Raw genomic sequence first — 16,259 nt, forward strand, 5'->3', positions numbered from 1 at the left:
AATTAAACTGCCGGTGATCCGGGCGTACGTTTGTAACGGACTTCCGGGATAAAGAACTCAATCAGCAGCAGTGCCAGGCAAATGCCCAGGAAATACTGAAAATAACTGTTGTAATCTGTAAATACATTCTCGCCGAATTCTTTCTGCTCCATCCCATCGATTTTACTGACAAGGGTATTCACTACATCATCGGTGTTGTTATCAAGATGCTGGTAAATGCCTTTACCGGCAGCAGCAATTCCCCTGAGCTCTGCTTCATTCAGTTTGGAAATAACGGTATTGCCTTCCCTGTCTTTTTTGTAACCACCGGTTTCAGGGTCTGGCAGTGGGGAACCAGCTGCAGAGCCAATACCAATGGTGTTGGTGACAGCACCGTTTTCAAAAGCAGCTTTGGTGCGCTGGAGAGCAGTTTCATCATGATCTTCCCCATCAGAAATAATGATGAGGGCTTTATGTTTACGTTCTTTTTTATTGAAAGCATCGTCTGATACCTGTATGGCCTGGCCAATAGCGGTTCCCTGTGTAGGAATCATGTCCGGGGATACCGTACTGAGGTACATTTTGGCGGCAGAATAATCAACCGTGAGAGGCATCTGCAGGTATGCATTACCGGCAAATACCACCAGGCCTACGCGATCGTTATCCAGTTTATCCATCAGCTTACTGATCAGCTGGCGGGCACGCGTAAGACGGTCAGGCTGCACATCAGTGGCCAGCATACTTTTACTTACATCCAGCGCTATCATCACATCCACGCCCTTACGGGTAATCTTTTCCATGCGGCTGCCTTTCTGCAGGTTGGCGAGCCCTATCACTCCAAAAAAGAAGGCGAGGAAAATAAGCAGGAACTTTAACACAAACAGTTTACGGGAGTAGCCGGTAAAAAGCTTTTCCACCAGTGCCTGATCCCCGATACGGCGTATGGAACGGCGTTTCCACCACGATACGCCCAGGAAGGCTACCTGCAAAACCAACAGGAGCACCAATGCCCATAAATATTCACTATGCTGAAATCGTAACATATTCGATTTTAAGATATCCGTTACCGGTAGTAAACCAGGTAAGATATCAAAAATAATTTTTTTGTCACGTATTGCAAGCCGTCGGGGTGGGGTTTTATCGTTTTTTTAACGATACCTGTGGAGTTGGCGGAAGAGAAGCAGCCGGAGGCAGGAGATAAGTGCCTGAAAAGCAGCAGGCTGATATTGTAAATATGGAACCAGTCCTTATTTAGAACACCAGCCTGCCGTAAACATAATATTACATTTCGCCTTTGAAGTAGCCGGCATCTGTGAGAATACTTCTCAGGATTTCCATGCGTACTTTAGGAATATCTACTTTCGGATCTTCTGTTTCTATATTCAGCACAAAAAAAGTAGGGTGGCGGTTTTCTTCAATCCAGCCTACTATCCAGCCTAATTTTTTTACATCGTTATAATCCCAGCCTGTTTTGTAAGACAGTTCATATTTCGGTGTTTTTTCCATGAGCATTACATCCCGCACGGTTTTCATCGTTGTTTTCGCAAAAGGCAGCTGATCGAAGTATAGCTTTTTTACAAAGCCCAATTCCTCATCGGGAGAAATGAGCAGGGAGTTGTCCAGCCAGAATGTGTCCAGGCGGCTGATCTTCATATTACCGTACTTAATGGAGTCGAGCCAGAGCTGCATGGTAGGCTGGCCAATGCGGCGGGCCACTTCCTGGAAGTAGGGAACGGCCGACTGTTTAAAGGCCTGTGCCATGCTCAGGTCCTGGTTCCAGGCCGGGAACTGGCGGGTTACGCCGTCCCAGGGAATGATCATGCCGGTATCTTTTATAACGCCGGTGTGCAGGCCCACGAGGGAATTGAATATTTTAAACGTAGATGCAGGCTGAAAGCGCTTTTTAGCCCTGTCGAGGTTGTAAACTTTAAAAACGCCCTGGCTGTTGTTGAATAACATGAAAGTACCTTCTACTTTGTATTGGGCAAAATACTTTTCCCAGTCTTTCTCTTCTTTTACATTATTCGGGGCGCAGGCAGCGAAGAACAGGCTCACCGCGAGTAACATCCAGCCAAATCGTTTCATCTGCATAATGATTAAATAGTTATGAGGTGCAAAAGTAAGGATTACGGCGTAAGAAAAACGAATTACGGGTTAGCAGGGAGATAGTAACCGTGATTATCCCGGCGGCTATCTCCCCACTAACCCGCAATCTTATTTAATCATACTCAATCTTTATGTACCGGGTTGCGGTAACAAGTCTTATTTAATCACTCCCAGTTCCTTACCCACTTTGGTAAAGGCGGCAATGGCCCTGTCGAGGTGTTCCTGTTCATGACCGGCGCTCAGTTGTACGCGGATGCGGGCTTGTCCTTTCGGTACTACCGGGAAGAAGAAGCCGATCACGTAGATGCCTTCCTGGAGCAGTTTATCGGCAAACTGGGCACTCAGTACCGCGTCGTAAAGCATAACCGGAACAATCGGGTGGTCGCCGGGTTTAATATCAAAGCCGGCTTCCGTCATTTTGCTGCGGAAATATTTGGTATTGTATTCCAGTTTGTCGCGTAATGCGGTGGTTTCGCTCAGCATATCCAGTACAGCGATAGAAGCGCCTACAATGCTGGGTGCTACGGAGTTGGAAAAGAGGTAAGGGCGGCTGCGCTGGCGCAGGATATCGATTACTTCTTTTGGTCCGCTGGTGAATCCGCCGGAGGCGCCGCCCAGGGCTTTACCCAGGGTACCGGTGATGATATCCACCCGGCCCATAACACCACGGTATTCATGTGTACCGCGGCCGGTTTTTCCCAGGAACCCGGAAGAATGGCTTTCGTCGGACATCACAATAGCATTGTATTTATCGGCCAGGTCACAGATCTTGTCCAGCTGGGCTATGGTGCCATCCATGCTGAAAGAACCATCTGTAACAATGATCCGGCTGCGGCAATCTTTGGCTTCCTGAAGTTTTGCTTCCAGGTCGGCCATATTGTTATGTTCATAGCGGAAACGTTGTGCCTTGCAGAGGCGAACGCCATCAATAATGGAAGCGTGGTTCAGGGCATCGGAAATAATGGCATCCTGTTCGTTGAACAAGGGCTCAAACACACCTCCATTGGCATCAAAAGCCGCTACATACAAGATGGTATCTTCTGTACCGAGGAACTTCGAGATCTTTTCTTCCAGTTCACGGTGAATATCCTGGGTACCACAGATAAAGCGGACACTGCTCATGCCATAACCGTGGGTATCAATCGCGTCTTTGGCTGCTTTTATCACAGCGGGGTGAGACGACAGGCCCAGGTAATTATTCGCACAAAAATTAAGCACGGTTTTGCCACCCACCTGTATTTCAGCTCCCTGCTCAGATGTAATAATGCGCTCTCTCTTGTACAGGCCGGCTTTATTGATATCACCGAGTTCCTCCCGTAAACGGGTTATAAACTTCTCATTCATAAAAATTGCAATATTTAAGTGGATCTACCAAAGTTATGGGCAATAAATGTATTACGATTATTTATCGCGTAAATGACTAACGGATGGATATGCAAAAAGTTTGACCCAGGTGTAACATTTGCCCGCCGCCCTCCGTCATAGTACTATCATGATTATAAATGCCATGAAGTGGAAAACTGACGATTCGTCCCTTGGCTAAAAGATGCTAAAAGAGCATACTTGATAAGAGGTTGACACTCAGTTTGAAAGGAGCTGTTACTACAACTGTGAGGGAAGAACGTACTAACTTTAGAGGAGGTGTGGGTAACAAATATGGATTTAGTCAATGATGGGTATTAAAGTATTTGTCGGAACTTAGCACTAAAATCCCGCACCACCGGAATGACGGAAAAGGAGTACAATAAATGCGTGGATCTGTATTCGGACAATTTATTCCGCTTTATAGTTAAAAATCTGGAGCATGCGGAAGATGCCAGGGACGTAGTACAGAATTCATTCGAAATATTGTGGAAGCACTGCCAGGACGTGCCTTTTGAAAAGGCTAAGTCATACCTGTTTACAGTCGGCTACCACAATATGATAGATCATGTGCGTAAGGTAAAGCGGATCACACTTGTAGACCAGTTTAAGGATGAGGATAAAGTAGCGGATCATAAGATACATAACGCAAAGGAAGTCATAGAAAAGGCATTGTCCAAGCTCAGTGAAGTACAGCGTTCCCTGATTATGCTCAAGGATTATGAAGGGTATTCCTATGAGGAAATTGGAGAAATGATGGACCTGAGTCCTTCCCAGGTAAAGGTTTACCTGCACCGGGCGAGGATTCACCTGAAAAATTACCTGGTGAAAATGGAAAATGTTATATAATATTTTTATAATAATTTAGATTTTTGTCGATAGAGATTAATATATCAAACTACGAGTCCTATCTTCTCAGCTACATCGATGGGGAGCTGAATGCGGAAGAACTGGCTGCACTGGAACTTTTCCTGCAAAAACATCCGCAGTTCCGGCAGGAACTGGAATTGCTGGAAGGAACCAAACTGGTACCGGACAGGCAATTCGTTTTTGATAACAAAGCTGCCTTGTACAAAACTGCTTCCGTTGATTATGAGACCTTAATGCTGGGTTATATAGATGGGGAGCTAACAACTGAAGAAGAGGCTGTTTTACAGGCCCATCTGCAACAGCATCCGGCTGCAAAACAGGAGCTGGCGCTGTTTCAGGCCACCAGGCTTACACCCGATACCTCAATTGTATTTAAGGATAAAGCATCTTTATATAGAAGCAGTAAACGCAGGGTGCTGCCAATGTACCGCCGCATGGGATGGGTAGCTGCCGCCGCCGCAGTAGTGGCAGGGCTGGTTATCTGGTTACTGCCGGCAGGCAATGGGCCGGTACAGCAACCGGCTGTTGCGGTAAATACGCCACCGGCGGTTACCGCGCCTGTAAATACTCCGGCTGTAGTCCCGGATATTACCCCATCTGCTACGCCTGGTCAGCTTGCTGATGCCGCAACAGCAAAGGGCACTCCTGCCGTTACTCCGAAAACCAATCAGCCATTGCTGGCAAAACGCAGCAAAACGGTAACATCACCTGTTGCCAAACCGGCTACCAAGGCAAATGAGCCTGTATTGGCTTCCGCAGATGCTCCTAAAACAGATGTACCGGTTATTTCCCAGCTGGCTCCGCAGCGTAATTCCATGAGTGAAGTAGTGGAAGAACATCTGCAGCAGGCCGGCAATGCCCATGTTGCTGCCCGCCCCGACACCAAAGAAACAGTACTGGCGGCTAATACAGCCAAAACAGACGATCACTTAAATAATAAAATAGTCCCCACGGCCGAACAACCTGGCGCTCCCGGTGAGCTGATCATTTCAGTAAGCGGCAGCGACAGCCGGATCCTGGACAAGGTAACCAATGTTGCAAAGTTTTTTTCCCGTAAACGGAATAAATAATAAATCATGGTCATAGCATATGAAGCATAAATTTTTACTCATTTTGTTACTGGTATTATGTGGCGGATGGGCTCATGCGCAAAAGGCAGATAAAAATACACCGGCTCCTCCGGATACCATACAGATCAAGGGATTGATCATTATCAAAGGGAAGAATGATAAGGGCCGTACCAGCTATAAATTCTATAACGATACTGCCTATGCCCGCCAGAAGCTCAAAAAGAACCTGCAAACCAAATGGTTCGTTTTTGATGTGGGTTTCAATAACTATATTGATCACAGTGACTATAACGGGGCCAGCTTTATCAATTATTACCCCAATAGCAATATGTATTATAACGGGGCTCCCGCCATGTCGCCGGTAAGTAAATCATATGATTATTCAGCTGCAGGCCTGGCAACTTTTGCACCCAGGGAAGCCAGCGAGCCATTAACACCTTCGGAATTTAAACTTATTACCGGAAAATCGATCAATTTTAATATCTGGCTGTTTCAACAGCGACTTAATTTAACAAAACACAAGCTTAACTTGTTATATGCTTTAGGATTGGAGATGAATAACTATAGGTATGCCCGCAGCATTACATATTTGCCTGGCTACCCTACACAAATAATCCGGGATTCCGTAGAATTTTCGAAAAATAAGCTGTTTGCCGAATATATCTCGATTCCGGTAATGCTTAATTTCAATTCTAACCCCGCCCGCCCAGGACGCGCGTTCCAGGCGAGCTTTGGTGTCTCCGGTGGTTATCTCCTCAAATCCAGAACCAAGCAGGTAAGTGAAGAAAGGGGCAAGGTCAGGAAAACGGACGACTTTAATCTTAATAAGTGGCGTTTTGGCCTTACCAGTGAATTGGGTTATGGACCTGTGAAGTTGTACGCAAACTTTGCCTTAACGGCATTACACGATTATGGGTTACAACAATATCCATTTTCGATAGGCATCCGGTTAAACGGATTCTAAGATTTTTTAGCCAGTCCTAAATTGTGTTTATGCGTTCTTTTGTTGCTTTGATGACATGTATTGGTTGCATTGCATGGATTCACTCCTGTGAGAAACGTTTATTAGGCGTTAGACTCGAAAAAAAGAATATCCTTATTGATCAGCCGGAACAATTACCACTGGCAGTGGTGCCAGCCGGTATCCCACCAGCCAGGTATATTTCCCAGGTAATTCCTGCCTCCAATACTAAAGTTGTTCCCGCTAACCGTAACAGGAACCGCCTGAAGGTGAAAAAACAGGTCCCCAATAACAATGGGGCTATTGATTCCCTGCTTTTTAACCAGGTTTTTGTAAGGGGAAAGTACACGATTTACAGCAATCCAAACCCCTGAGATCATCCGCCAGCTTATTAAGCAAATTACCGGCCCGGCAACCGGTTGCAACCCCTATGCATCTACCGCTCATACAATTCTTCCTTTTTTTCCCGCTTTATAATTTTGACTTCCGGTATATTTGACAGAATAATTTCAAAAAACCAACTATTTGTATGAGTCTTAAAAGAGTCGTATTACTATTCCTGTTTGCCTGCTCGCTGAAAGTGGCGGGAGCCCAGGGCAAATATCAATGGAAGGAGGCTACTGCTGGCGGTTATACCTATAAGTACGTTTCCAATGATCCCATGAAGGCACGTTTCTACACACTGAAAAACGGCCTCACAGTTATCCTTAGCGTTAATAAGAAAGATCCCCGCATCCAGACACTGATCGGTACCCGTGCCGGCAGCGATAACGACCCGAAAGACCACACCGGTCTTGCACACTACCTGGAACACCTCCTGTTTAAAGGCACCGAGAAGTTTGGCTCGCTCGACTGGGCAAAAGAAAAGCCCCTGATAAACGAGATCTCCGATTTATACGACAAATACAACAAAACAACAGATCCGGCGGCCCGTAAAGCGGTTTATCACGAAATAGACAGCGTTTCCGGCGTAGCCGCCAAATACGCCATCGCCAATGAATATGACAAAATAATGTCGGGCATGGGCGCACAGGGCACGAACGCACACACCTGGGTGGAGGAAACCATCTACGAAGAAGATATTCCGTCCAATGCAGTAGATAAATACCTGACCGTACAGGCAGAGCGTTTTCGCGACCCGGTTTTCCGTTTGTTCCATACGGAACTGGAGGCCGTGTACGAAGAAAAGAACAGCGGACTGGATAATGATGGCCGCAAAGTATACGAAACTATGCTTGCAGCGCTGTTCCCTACACATAATTACGGCCAGCAATCTACCATCGGTACCGTGGAGCATCTCAAAAATCCAAACCTGAAAGTGATCCGTGAATTCTATAACGAATACTATGTGCCTAACAACATGGCTATCGTTATGGCAGGTGATTTCGACCCGGATTATGTGATCAGATCCATTGATCAGAAATTCAGCTATATGAAGGCCAAACCGGTAAAGGAATACAAACCTGCGCCGGAAGCGCCTATTAAATCGCCGGTAGTGAAAGAAGTACTGGGCCCCGATGCTGAAAGCGTGGATATTGCCTTCAGAATGCCCGGTGCGCTGGATACCAAATCCAACCTGGTACTGGGTGTACTGTCGTCTATCCTGCAAAATGGTAAGACCGGTTTAATTGATCTGAACATCAACAGGCAACAGAAAGTATTGAACGCCAATGCAGGTGTATTGGGCCTGAAAGATTACTCCATCTTCTCCCTCAGCGGTAAAGCCAAACAGGGTCAGACCCTGGAGGATGTAAAGGCGCTTTTATTGGGTCAGCTGGATATCCTCAAGAAAGGAGACTTTGATGAAACCCTCGTAAAAGCCATTGTTAACAACACCAAACTGGACGAACTACGGGGCCTGGAAAGCAATAATAACCGTGCTACCGCCCTGATGAACGGTTTCATCAAAAGCCGGGGTAAGAACTGGCAGTATGATGTAGCCTTTGTAGATGATATGGGTACAGTTACCAAAAAACAAATTGTTGACTACGCCAATAAATATCTCAACGATAACTATGTTATTATCTACAAACGTAAAGGTGAAGATAAGAACATCGAAAAAGTGGAAAAACCAGCTATCACCCCGGTAGAAGTGAACAGGGAAGCGCAGTCGCCGTTCCTGCAACAGATCGCTGCCATGCCTGCCACACCGGTAAAGCCACAATGGCTGGATTATGAAAAGGATATCCAGAAAACATCTCTCGGCAATACCGATATGATGTATGTACAAAATAAAGATAATGGCCTTTTCCGCCTGTACTATCGTTTCGATATCGGTACCTGGAATGATAAAAAGCTCAATCTGGCAGCACAGTACCTCCAATACCTGAGCACCGATAAATATACTTCTGAACAAATCAGCAAAGAGTTTTACAACATCGCCTGTAACTTCAGTGTATTTGCTACCGCAGAAGAAACCTTCATTACTATCAGCGGATTACAGGAAAATTTTGATAAGGCTGTTGCCCTGTTTGAGCACGTGATTGCCAACTGCAAGCCTAATGAAGAGGCACTGGCCGCACTTAAAGGCCGCCTGCAGAAAGCTCGCGCAGACAGTAAACTGAATAAGGGCGCTATCATGGAAGGGATGGTTGATTATGCCAAGTATGGTGCTAAAAATCCGTTTAACAACCAGCTGAGCCAGGCAGAGCTGGATGGTATTTCCGCGTCAGAATTGGTTACCATTTTGCATGAGCTGCCTACCTATAAGCATATGGTGATTTACTGGGGACCCCAGTCCCTGGCCGCTGCAGCAGCAGAGGTGAAGAAACTGCATCCTTTACCTGCCACCTTTAAAACAGCGCCCGAAGCAGTGAAATTTGTGAAAGGCAACCAAGATAAGAACCAGGTGTTGTTTGCAGACTATGATATGGTACAAGCAGAAGTGAACTGGCTGAGAAACTCGGCAGTATACGACCCTGCCAACACAGCAATAGTAACCTTGTTCAACAGTTATTTCGGCGGAAGTATGGGCTCTATTGTTTTCCAGACGATCCGTGAATCCAAAGCGCTGGCCTATTCCACCAGAGCATTATATACGTCCCCTGATAAGAAAGATGAACGTTATTCAGTAGAGGCTTATGTAGGTAGCCAGGCCGATAAAATGAATGAGGCCATTTCCGCTATGAATGAACTGCTGAATGATATTCCCCGCGCTGACAAGTTGCTGCAAACCGCTAAGGAAGGCATAAGGCAGGGTATTGAAACAGAACGTATCATCAACGACGATATCATTTTCAGTTACCTGGCTGCACAGAAACTGGGATTGAATACGGATATCCGTAAGCAGGTGTATGAGTCTATCGACAAACTGAGCTTTGACGATGTGAAGAAATTCCATGATGAACACCTTGCGCATAAACCATATACTTATTGCATTGTTGCCTCCGAAAAGAAGGTGAGCATGGATGATCTGAAAAAATATGGAGATGTGAAGAAACTCACGCTGGAAGAGATCTTCGGGTACTAAGAACAACGAGGAAAAAATAAGATAAAAAACAAAGGCACAAAGTTTTACGCTTTGTGCCTTTGTTTTTCACTCATCTCCCAAACAATAAATTATTATTCTGCTACGTTATCTGCATATTTATTGCTCCTATGAAGAAGTGCTGTCATTACTGGTTGGTAGCCGTCCTGTTGCTGCTACCGCTAAGTGGATTTATCAACGAATCTGATTTGTATAGTGTAAGGTTAAATGCTGCCAACATTGATCCTGATAAAATTTTCCTGCTGATAGATAAAAGCGATTACCGGTTGTACGTGTATGAGGATGTTACGTTGAGAAAAATCTACAAGGTGGTATTTGGTAACCGCGACCAAACCGATAAACAAGTGGAAGGTGATCGCAGAACACCGGAAGGGACCTTTCATATTTTAACAAAAAGGGTGGATAAAAGCTGGAGCCGGTTTATGCTGCTGGATTATCCGAATGAGATATCATGGCAGAAATTCCATGACCGCCAGGCACAGGGCATGGTACCTGCCAACGCCAGTATTGGCGGTGCTATTGGCATTCACGGGGTGGAGTATAATTCAGGTATCCGGGATAATTATGTGGAAGGACGTATTAACTGGACATTAGGTTGTGTTAGCATGAAGAACTCAGATGTAAACGAATTATATGAGGTGATAAAAGTAGGAACCCCGGTGGTAATTCGCCGGTAAGATTTTTGCTGAATATTTTGTGGTGACTCCAGTTGGCAGTTACCAGTTGTAATTTAGGATACTGATACACAGGTACGGCATCTAGTGGCGCAGTGATACTGCACCATGACTCAAATATAAACGGCGGGTCAGATCCTGTGAAGAGCGCGCTCCACTCGTATGGTGCGCGCTTTTTTATTGTTGGAGAAAAGCGGAGACTTCTTTCATCCATGCTGTGGAATCCTTGCCACAGAACGATTGGTGGCCTGCATCGGGGAAGATGTACAGTTTTTTCTGACAGGTGCCCAGGTGGGAAAATACTTCCTGTGTTTCTTTAGCCATCACCCGGATATCCTGTTTCCCGTAAAAATATAATACCGGCATATGTATCCGGCGTGCATAGCGCTCTGGTTTGAAACCGGGGCCCCAAAATCCCTGTTCTATTCCTCCCCAGAAAGTAAGGATCTGTGAAAGCGGAGTGGCCGGCAGCTGAACAGAACGTATCCTGCTTTTTACGGCGTCTGTAAGCGTGGCAAACGGGCATTGAAGGATTAGTTGCTTTGGCGTGAGCCCATACTCGGGAACAGCCTTTAAAATGGCTGCAGCGCCCATGCTTACGCCCCAGAGAATGATGGGCTGATCCCCTTTCTGTTTTACATAATCCCAGGCAAGTTTTACATCTTCTGCTTCTTTGTAGCCCACACTGCAGGTATATCCTTCGCTGTTGCCATGAGCGCGGAAATCCAGCAGGAAAGTATTATAGCCTAAGGAACGGAAACGGTTTGCCTCAGGGAAAAGAGAGCCTTTACTGCCATTGTAGCCATGGAACAGGATCACAGTGCCCTTGGCCGCCCGGACCGGTATCCACCAGCCCTCCAGCCGTAAGCCGCTGGCAGTGTGGAGCAATGCGGTTTCATAGGGGACAGATGGAAAAACGGTGGTAGCCGATTTAGCGATGCGTACTCCAAACAGGATCATTTTTAATTTTTCGGCTGTGCTCATTTGTTCAGGAAGTTTGTTCCTGCGGCCGCCGTCTTCATAAAAATGAGTGAATTTCCAGGCATGGAAAGCCCCGATGATATTAAGCAGCACAAACAGGACAATGAGGGTCCAGGCCAGCTTTTTAAAGAAACGCTTCATAACCGGGTATTCATGTATAACGAAGAGGCTGTATCATAAATAACTTTTACCCGATTTTACTCGGGTACCGGGTGGAGAAAATTTTCGTATTTGCGATTCTCACACCCATTAAGTTAGTTATGATACAGCCTCTTCGTTTTTAAGCTCAGGAATTTATTATAGTTTTCCTTTTTTGATTTCGTCTACCACGCCAGGATCCAGCAGGGTGGAGGTATCGCCCAGGTTATCCAGGTCGTTTTCGGCAATTTTGCGCAAAATGCGGCGCATGATCTTGCCGGAACGGGTTTTAGGCAACCCGCTTACGATCTGTATTTTATCAGGCTTTGCAATGGGGCCTATGATACGGGCCACTGTTTGTGCGATATCTTTTTTGGTCAGTTCAGGGTCATGTGTGACCCGTTCGGTGATCACATAAGCATAAATACCCTGGCCTTTGATATCGTGAGGATAGCCCACCACGGCGCTTTCCACTACGCCGGCGTGCATGTTAATGGCGTTTTCTACTTCTGCAGTACCGATACGGTGGCCGCTTACATTGAGCACATCATCTACGCGGCCGGTAATTTTATAGTAGCCGTCTTCATCCCTCAAACAACCATCGCCGGTGAAGTAGAGATTTTCGTAGGTGGAGAAATAGGTTTTGCGGAAACGTTCGTGATCGCCGTAAGTGCTGCGCAGCATGCCTGGCCAGGGGAACTTGATACAGAGGTTGCCGCTTACGCCGTTGCCTTTAAGTTCCTTACCGTTTTCATCTACCAGGATAGGTTGTACACCGGGTAGCGGGAGGGTGGCATATCCAGGTTTTTCTTTGGTAACGCCGGCAATTGGTGTGATCATGATACCCCCGGTTTCTGTTTGCCACCAGGTGTCTACGATCGGGCATTTGCCTTTGCCGATATTATCTTTAAACCAGTGCCAGGCTTCTTCGTTGATCGGTTCTCCCACGCTACCTAGTTTTTTAAGGGAGCTGAGATCTTTATGATTAACCGGTCCGAGGCCATAGCTCATTAAGCTACGGATGGCTGTAGGAGCGGTGTATAAGATGTTTACACGGAATTTATCTACAATTTCCCACAGTCTGCCTGCGTCCGGATAGGTGGGCACTCCTTCAAACATAAGGGTGGTGGCGCCGGCGCTGAGCGGACCATAGGCGATGTAACTATGGCCGGTGATCCATCCGATATCTGCGGTACAGAAGTATACTTCGCCGGGTTGGTATTGGAATGTATTTACGAAAGTATAATTGGCATATACCATGTAGCCGGCGCAGGTGTGTACAACGCCTTTGGGCTTGCCTGTAGATCCGGAAGTATAGAGGATGAACAAAAGATCTTCTGCATCCATTTCTTCAGCGGGACAGGGAGGGTTACCCATTGTTTCCACCTGTTTTATTTCATCTTCCCACCACAGGTCCCTGCCTTTCAGCATACTTACCGGGGTGCGGGTGCGGGTACATACAATTACTTTTTTTACAGATGGGCAAGCCATCAAAGCGTCGTCCATAACTGATTTCAGCGGGATATCCTTAGCACCGCGATAGGCGCCGTCGCAGGTGATCACCAGGCTGCACTGGGCATCCTGTATCCTGTCGGCAATGGACTGCGCGCTGAAGCCTCCGAATACCACCGAGTGTACGGCACCGATACGGGCGCAGGCCAGCACGGCAATAGCCAGTTCGGGTATCATGCCCATGTAAATACACACACGGTCGCCTTTTTTAACACCATTGTTTTTCAGCACGGTCGCAAACTGGCAAACTTTGTTGTATAAGTCGCGGTAAGTGATAATGCGGTGGTGTTCTTCAGGATCATTGGGTTCCCAGATGATGGCAGGTGTATTTCCCAATGTGCCCAGGTGCCGGTCCAGGCAGTTTTCTGTGATGTTCAGTTTTGCACCGGTAAACCATTTGATTTCGGGATCTTTGAAGTTCCAGTCCAATACCTTGTCCCATTTGCGACGCCAGTAAAAATGGTCTGCTACATTGGCCCAGAAACCTTCCGGGTCAATAACACTCTGTTGATAAGCCTGCTGATAATCTTCGATACTCTTGATCTGGTGTGGGTACGACATAGCACCGTAATTGTTTATTGGTTAAGTACATGCATTTTCCTAACGGGCTTTAAATTTAAGAAAAACCAGATGTTTTGCTGGAAATAATCTAAAAAACATATTAGAAGCAGATTATTTTTCAACATATGTGCGGAGGTATTTGTAAATATCTGCTTCCTGGGGGTTAGCAGGATTGCCAAGTTGCAGGTAACGTTTATAGTATCGCGTGGCCATTTGTTTATTATGCAAACGTAGTTCGTAGATACGGCCAATGCTGTACTGGTGGAGGGGTTGGTGGAACAGGTAATAGGCTGTGTCCAGGTTGGCGATAGCCGGTTTGTACTGACGCATGCCCTCATAGTTTGCTGATTTCCCGCTGTAATAGCTATCCAGGCTTTTGGAAGTAGCCATATCTATACAGGTTTGCAGCAGTTCATTACTGGCGGTATAGTTTTTTAATTCCGTATAGGCAAGGGCGGCATAATACATAATAGTTTCCGACTGCCCTTTATTAGCCTGCAGGTATTCATATACTCCAATGCATTGCTGGTATTGTTTAAGGGTGTACCAGGCGGCAGCTACAATACTGAAGGTATTGGGTGATAAAATATTCATTCGCATCAGTTGGGTGCCCAGGTCTGTACAGCGGGTGTAGTTTTTCAGGAACCAGGCAGACCTGATAGCGGTCATAATAACAGAGGGTTGAAGGGAGTCCGTTTTCAGGAAGGCACGTAGAATGCTGTCTGCCAGCGGATACTGTTGTTTCTCTATCAGTTCTTCACCAAGCCGCGCGGTCACTTTTGGATCTGCCGGATTAAGGGCATATGCTTTCTGCAGGTAAACGAACCCTGTGTCCGGTTGTTGTGCAGCGAAGCAGGCAAAACTAAGTTGTTTCCAGGCAGTGGCGTTAGTGGGTTGTAGCCGGATGATGTGCCGGTAATGAAAAACGGCGGGGAGAGGGCTTTCCATCTGCATACTGATGCCGGCAAGATATTGATGGGCCGCCACGTTGGTACTATCCAGCAGTAATACTTTTTCATAATGGTTAATAGCATCTTTTGTTTTTCCGGACAGATAGTAAGTATATGCGAGGAGGGATAGCTGACCGATATTATTTTCCTGAACCCGCGGCTGCAGATAGCTGATGGCGGCTTCATATTGCTGGTTCTGAAGATAGTCCATTACCTGTGCGCGGTTGATAGAATCCTGTGCCCGTGCGGGAGAAGCTATAGAAATAAGCAAAATCAGGCTGAAAAAACATTGGATTGTCCGATGCATAAAAAGTAGTTTATAATCTTAAAACTAAGAATTTAGTTTTAAAAAGAAAAACTTAGTTGATGTGGGATTTAATAATGTGCTAGGCATTAAGGATAGTTTGCAGGTGCAGGCGGGATTTTTCCAATGAGTTCAACGGAATCGATATGGATAAACCCGACAGCTTCCGGATCCAATGAGTTTCAACGGAAACAGTGGGGATGTTAAATAAGGATCCGGTTAAAAGATTATCGGTGGTCGGCGTTTTAACGGAACAGTAGCGTGTTGGCCTGCATTAAGGACAGGTATTGTACAAAGGTTTAATAGAAACAGAGATGTGCCTGTTGCTCAGGCATTGCAGGCAAATATCGGGTTCCAATGGAAAGCAGACGGTGTGCCGGTCCTGATCAGCAATGCGAGGCTATCATTAAAGGGTGTTAATGAAATAGAAGATGTGCCCAGGCAAACATCACTCAAGGGTGTAATAGAAAGCCCCCTTAAAATAAAATCTATGTAATCAGCATAATCCTGAGTCAGACAAAATTCGCCGCGATCAAAAAGTAAAGCCTTGTTTGCCCGGGGTGGGGAACAAGGCTTTACGGCGCATGATGATTTTTACGGAAGATGTTTCTACAGACAGCGGATGAAAGGCAAAGTGATCACCGGGTACGTTTCCGGTATTTTTCCAGGTCTTCTTCGCAGGATGCAAATACCTCTTCCATGATTTCAATGATCTTTTGCTTTTCCGCATTGCTGAGAGCAGGAATAATTTTCCCCTTCTCATTTGGATTAGGCTTATCCTTTCCGCGCATCTTGCGATAGAATGTGGGTGTGCTCCAGTTGCATTCTTCACATACTTTTTCCCTGAATACCACCGGTAAACCTGAAAGTTTGGTGTGAATGTCGAGCAGCACATTTATTGGTTCCTTGCTCATAATGGATATTGTTTTGAGAATGATCGGATATGGTTAACAAATGAATTGTCAGAGTAGTAGAACATGTTTTAAAGTTACTTTAAGGTGTAAGCAAATATATTTATAATCATGCAATTTATAATTATAAAACTTTACTTTCTATAAAAAAATTATATAGTGATGTAATAGGCTACTGTGGCTGATTTGGAGGTAAAATCATGTATTTGTTTATGATTCGTTAAGCTGAAAATGATGTGTATTGGTTACACAATAATCCTGATTGTTATCATTCTGATTTCATAACTATTAAATCGATAAATATTTCTTGTTGCCGTTTTTGCGTATACGCTTTACAGTTAGTGTGCGTTTTGTTGGCCAGGGCTGTTTACAGGCTTATATTTTTTTTGTTAA

14 protein-coding genes are annotated in these 16,259 nt (G+C 45.7%); 7 read left to right on the forward strand and 7 right to left on the reverse strand.

Annotation, left to right across the window (positions count from 1 at the left end; translation table 11 throughout):
* Positions 1–2: 2 nt before the first annotated feature.
* The 3 genes from FN124_RS10625 to kbl all read right to left on the reverse strand — a co-directional run bounded on the left by FN124_RS10625 (position 3) and on the right by kbl (position 3,429).
* Positions 3–1,022, reverse strand: coding sequence for a VWA domain-containing protein (locus FN124_RS10625; protein ID WP_142684699.1), 1,020 nt, complete (start codon positions 1,020–1,022; stop codon positions 3–5).
* Positions 1,023–1,260: 238 nt separating this feature from the next.
* Positions 1,261–2,064, reverse strand: a complete 804-nt coding sequence (blaOXA, locus tag FN124_RS10630; RefSeq protein WP_142685532.1) for a class D beta-lactamase — start codon at positions 2,062–2,064, stop codon at positions 1,261–1,263.
* 177 nt (positions 2,065–2,241) lie between these two features.
* On the reverse strand, positions 2,242–3,429 hold the full coding sequence (gene kbl / locus FN124_RS10635; RefSeq protein ID WP_142684700.1) for a glycine C-acetyltransferase: 1,188 nt from the start codon (positions 3,427–3,429) through the stop codon (positions 2,242–2,244).
* Positions 3,430–3,810: 381 nt separating this feature from the next.
* Between kbl and FN124_RS10640 the strand changes: the two genes are divergently transcribed.
* The 6 genes from FN124_RS10640 to FN124_RS10665 all read left to right on the forward strand — a co-directional run bounded on the left by FN124_RS10640 (position 3,811) and on the right by FN124_RS10665 (position 10,512).
* Positions 3,811–4,296 (forward strand): RNA polymerase sigma factor, encoded by a 486-nt coding sequence (locus tag FN124_RS10640; RefSeq protein WP_142684701.1) that lies wholly within the window; start codon positions 3,811–3,813, stop codon positions 4,294–4,296.
* A 23-nt stretch (positions 4,297–4,319) separates the two neighbouring features.
* The gene (locus FN124_RS10645) at positions 4,320–5,387 is read left to right on the forward strand and encodes an anti-sigma factor family protein (protein WP_142684702.1); all 1,068 of its coding nucleotides are present in this window, start codon (positions 4,320–4,322) and stop codon (positions 5,385–5,387) included.
* Positions 5,388–5,406: 19 nt separating this feature from the next.
* Positions 5,407–6,351, forward strand: a complete 945-nt coding sequence (locus FN124_RS10650; RefSeq protein ID WP_142684703.1) for an outer membrane beta-barrel protein — start codon at positions 5,407–5,409, stop codon at positions 6,349–6,351.
* Positions 6,352–6,380: 29 nt separating this feature from the next.
* Positions 6,381–6,722 (forward strand): hypothetical protein, encoded by a 342-nt coding sequence (locus FN124_RS10655; RefSeq protein WP_142684704.1) that lies wholly within the window; start codon positions 6,381–6,383, stop codon positions 6,720–6,722.
* A gap of 155 nt (positions 6,723–6,877) precedes the next feature.
* Positions 6,878–9,817 (forward strand): M16 family metallopeptidase, encoded by a 2,940-nt coding sequence (locus tag FN124_RS10660; RefSeq protein WP_142684705.1) that lies wholly within the window; start codon positions 6,878–6,880, stop codon positions 9,815–9,817.
* Between the two features lie 128 nt (positions 9,818–9,945).
* Positions 9,946–10,512 carry a L,D-transpeptidase family protein gene (locus FN124_RS10665; protein ID WP_142684706.1) on the forward strand — a complete coding sequence of 189 codons (567 nt, stop codon included), beginning with the start codon at positions 9,946–9,948 and terminating at the stop codon, positions 10,510–10,512.
* 174 nt (positions 10,513–10,686) lie between these two features.
* Here FN124_RS10665 and FN124_RS10670 read toward each other — a convergent pair whose 3' ends face one another.
* The 3 genes from FN124_RS10670 to FN124_RS10680 form a co-directional block, all read right to left on the reverse strand.
* Positions 10,687–11,631 (reverse strand): alpha/beta hydrolase, encoded by a 945-nt coding sequence (locus tag FN124_RS10670; protein WP_142684707.1) that lies wholly within the window; start codon positions 11,629–11,631, stop codon positions 10,687–10,689.
* A 156-nt stretch (positions 11,632–11,787) separates the two neighbouring features.
* On the reverse strand, positions 11,788–13,701 hold the full coding sequence (acs, locus tag FN124_RS10675; RefSeq protein WP_142684708.1) for an acetate--CoA ligase: 1,914 nt from the start codon (positions 13,699–13,701) through the stop codon (positions 11,788–11,790).
* Positions 13,702–13,812: 111 nt separating this feature from the next.
* Entirely contained in the window at positions 13,813–14,958 is a 1,146-nt protein-coding gene (locus tag FN124_RS10680) for a tetratricopeptide repeat protein (protein ID WP_142684709.1), read from the reverse strand.
* A gap of 313 nt (positions 14,959–15,271) precedes the next feature.
* On the opposite strand from FN124_RS10680, the gene FN124_RS10685 reads away from it, so the two are divergent.
* Entirely contained in the window at positions 15,272–15,451 is a 180-nt protein-coding gene (locus FN124_RS10685; protein WP_142684710.1) for a hypothetical protein, read from the forward strand.
* Between the two features lie 142 nt (positions 15,452–15,593).
* Here FN124_RS10685 and FN124_RS10690 read toward each other — a convergent pair whose 3' ends face one another.
* On the reverse strand, positions 15,594–15,869 hold the full coding sequence (locus FN124_RS10690; RefSeq protein ID WP_142684711.1) for a hypothetical protein: 276 nt from the start codon (positions 15,867–15,869) through the stop codon (positions 15,594–15,596).
* Positions 15,870–16,259: the final 390 nt, after the last annotated feature.

Origin of the sequence: Chitinophaga polysaccharea, assembly GCF_902150045.1 — a bacterium.
Lineage (GTDB): Bacteria > Bacteroidota > Bacteroidia > Chitinophagales > Chitinophagaceae > Chitinophaga > Chitinophaga polysaccharea_A.

What these genes read in the sequence shown, in the direction of transcription:
- FN124_RS10625 (WP_142684699.1), bottom strand. Translation starts at nt 1,022, where the DNA reads ATGTTACGATTTCAGCATAGTGAATATTTATGGGCATTGGTGCTCCTG.
- blaOXA (WP_142685532.1), bottom strand. Translation starts at nt 2,064, where the DNA reads ATGAAACGATTTGGCTGGATGTTACTCGCGGTGAGCCTGTTCTTCGCT.
- kbl (WP_142684700.1), bottom strand. Translation starts at nt 3,429, where the DNA reads ATGAATGAGAAGTTTATAACCCGTTTACGGGAGGAACTCGGTGATATC.
- FN124_RS10640 (WP_142684701.1), top strand. Translation starts at nt 3,811, where the DNA reads ATGACGGAAAAGGAGTACAATAAATGCGTGGATCTGTATTCGGACAAT.
- FN124_RS10650 (WP_142684703.1), top strand. Translation starts at nt 5,407, where the DNA reads ATGAAGCATAAATTTTTACTCATTTTGTTACTGGTATTATGTGGCGGA.
- FN124_RS10655 (WP_142684704.1), top strand. Translation starts at nt 6,381, where the DNA reads ATGCGTTCTTTTGTTGCTTTGATGACATGTATTGGTTGCATTGCATGG.
- FN124_RS10660 (WP_142684705.1), top strand. Translation starts at nt 6,878, where the DNA reads ATGAGTCTTAAAAGAGTCGTATTACTATTCCTGTTTGCCTGCTCGCTG.
- FN124_RS10665 (WP_142684706.1), top strand. Translation starts at nt 9,946, where the DNA reads ATGAAGAAGTGCTGTCATTACTGGTTGGTAGCCGTCCTGTTGCTGCTA.
- FN124_RS10670 (WP_142684707.1), bottom strand. Translation starts at nt 11,631, where the DNA reads ATGAAGCGTTTCTTTAAAAAGCTGGCCTGGACCCTCATTGTCCTGTTT.
- acs (WP_142684708.1), bottom strand. Translation starts at nt 13,701, where the DNA reads ATGTCGTACCCACACCAGATCAAGAGTATCGAAGATTATCAGCAGGCT.
- FN124_RS10680 (WP_142684709.1), bottom strand. Translation starts at nt 14,958, where the DNA reads ATGCATCGGACAATCCAATGTTTTTTCAGCCTGATTTTGCTTATTTCT.
- FN124_RS10690 (WP_142684711.1), bottom strand. Translation starts at nt 15,869, where the DNA reads ATGAGCAAGGAACCAATAAATGTGCTGCTCGACATTCACACCAAACTT.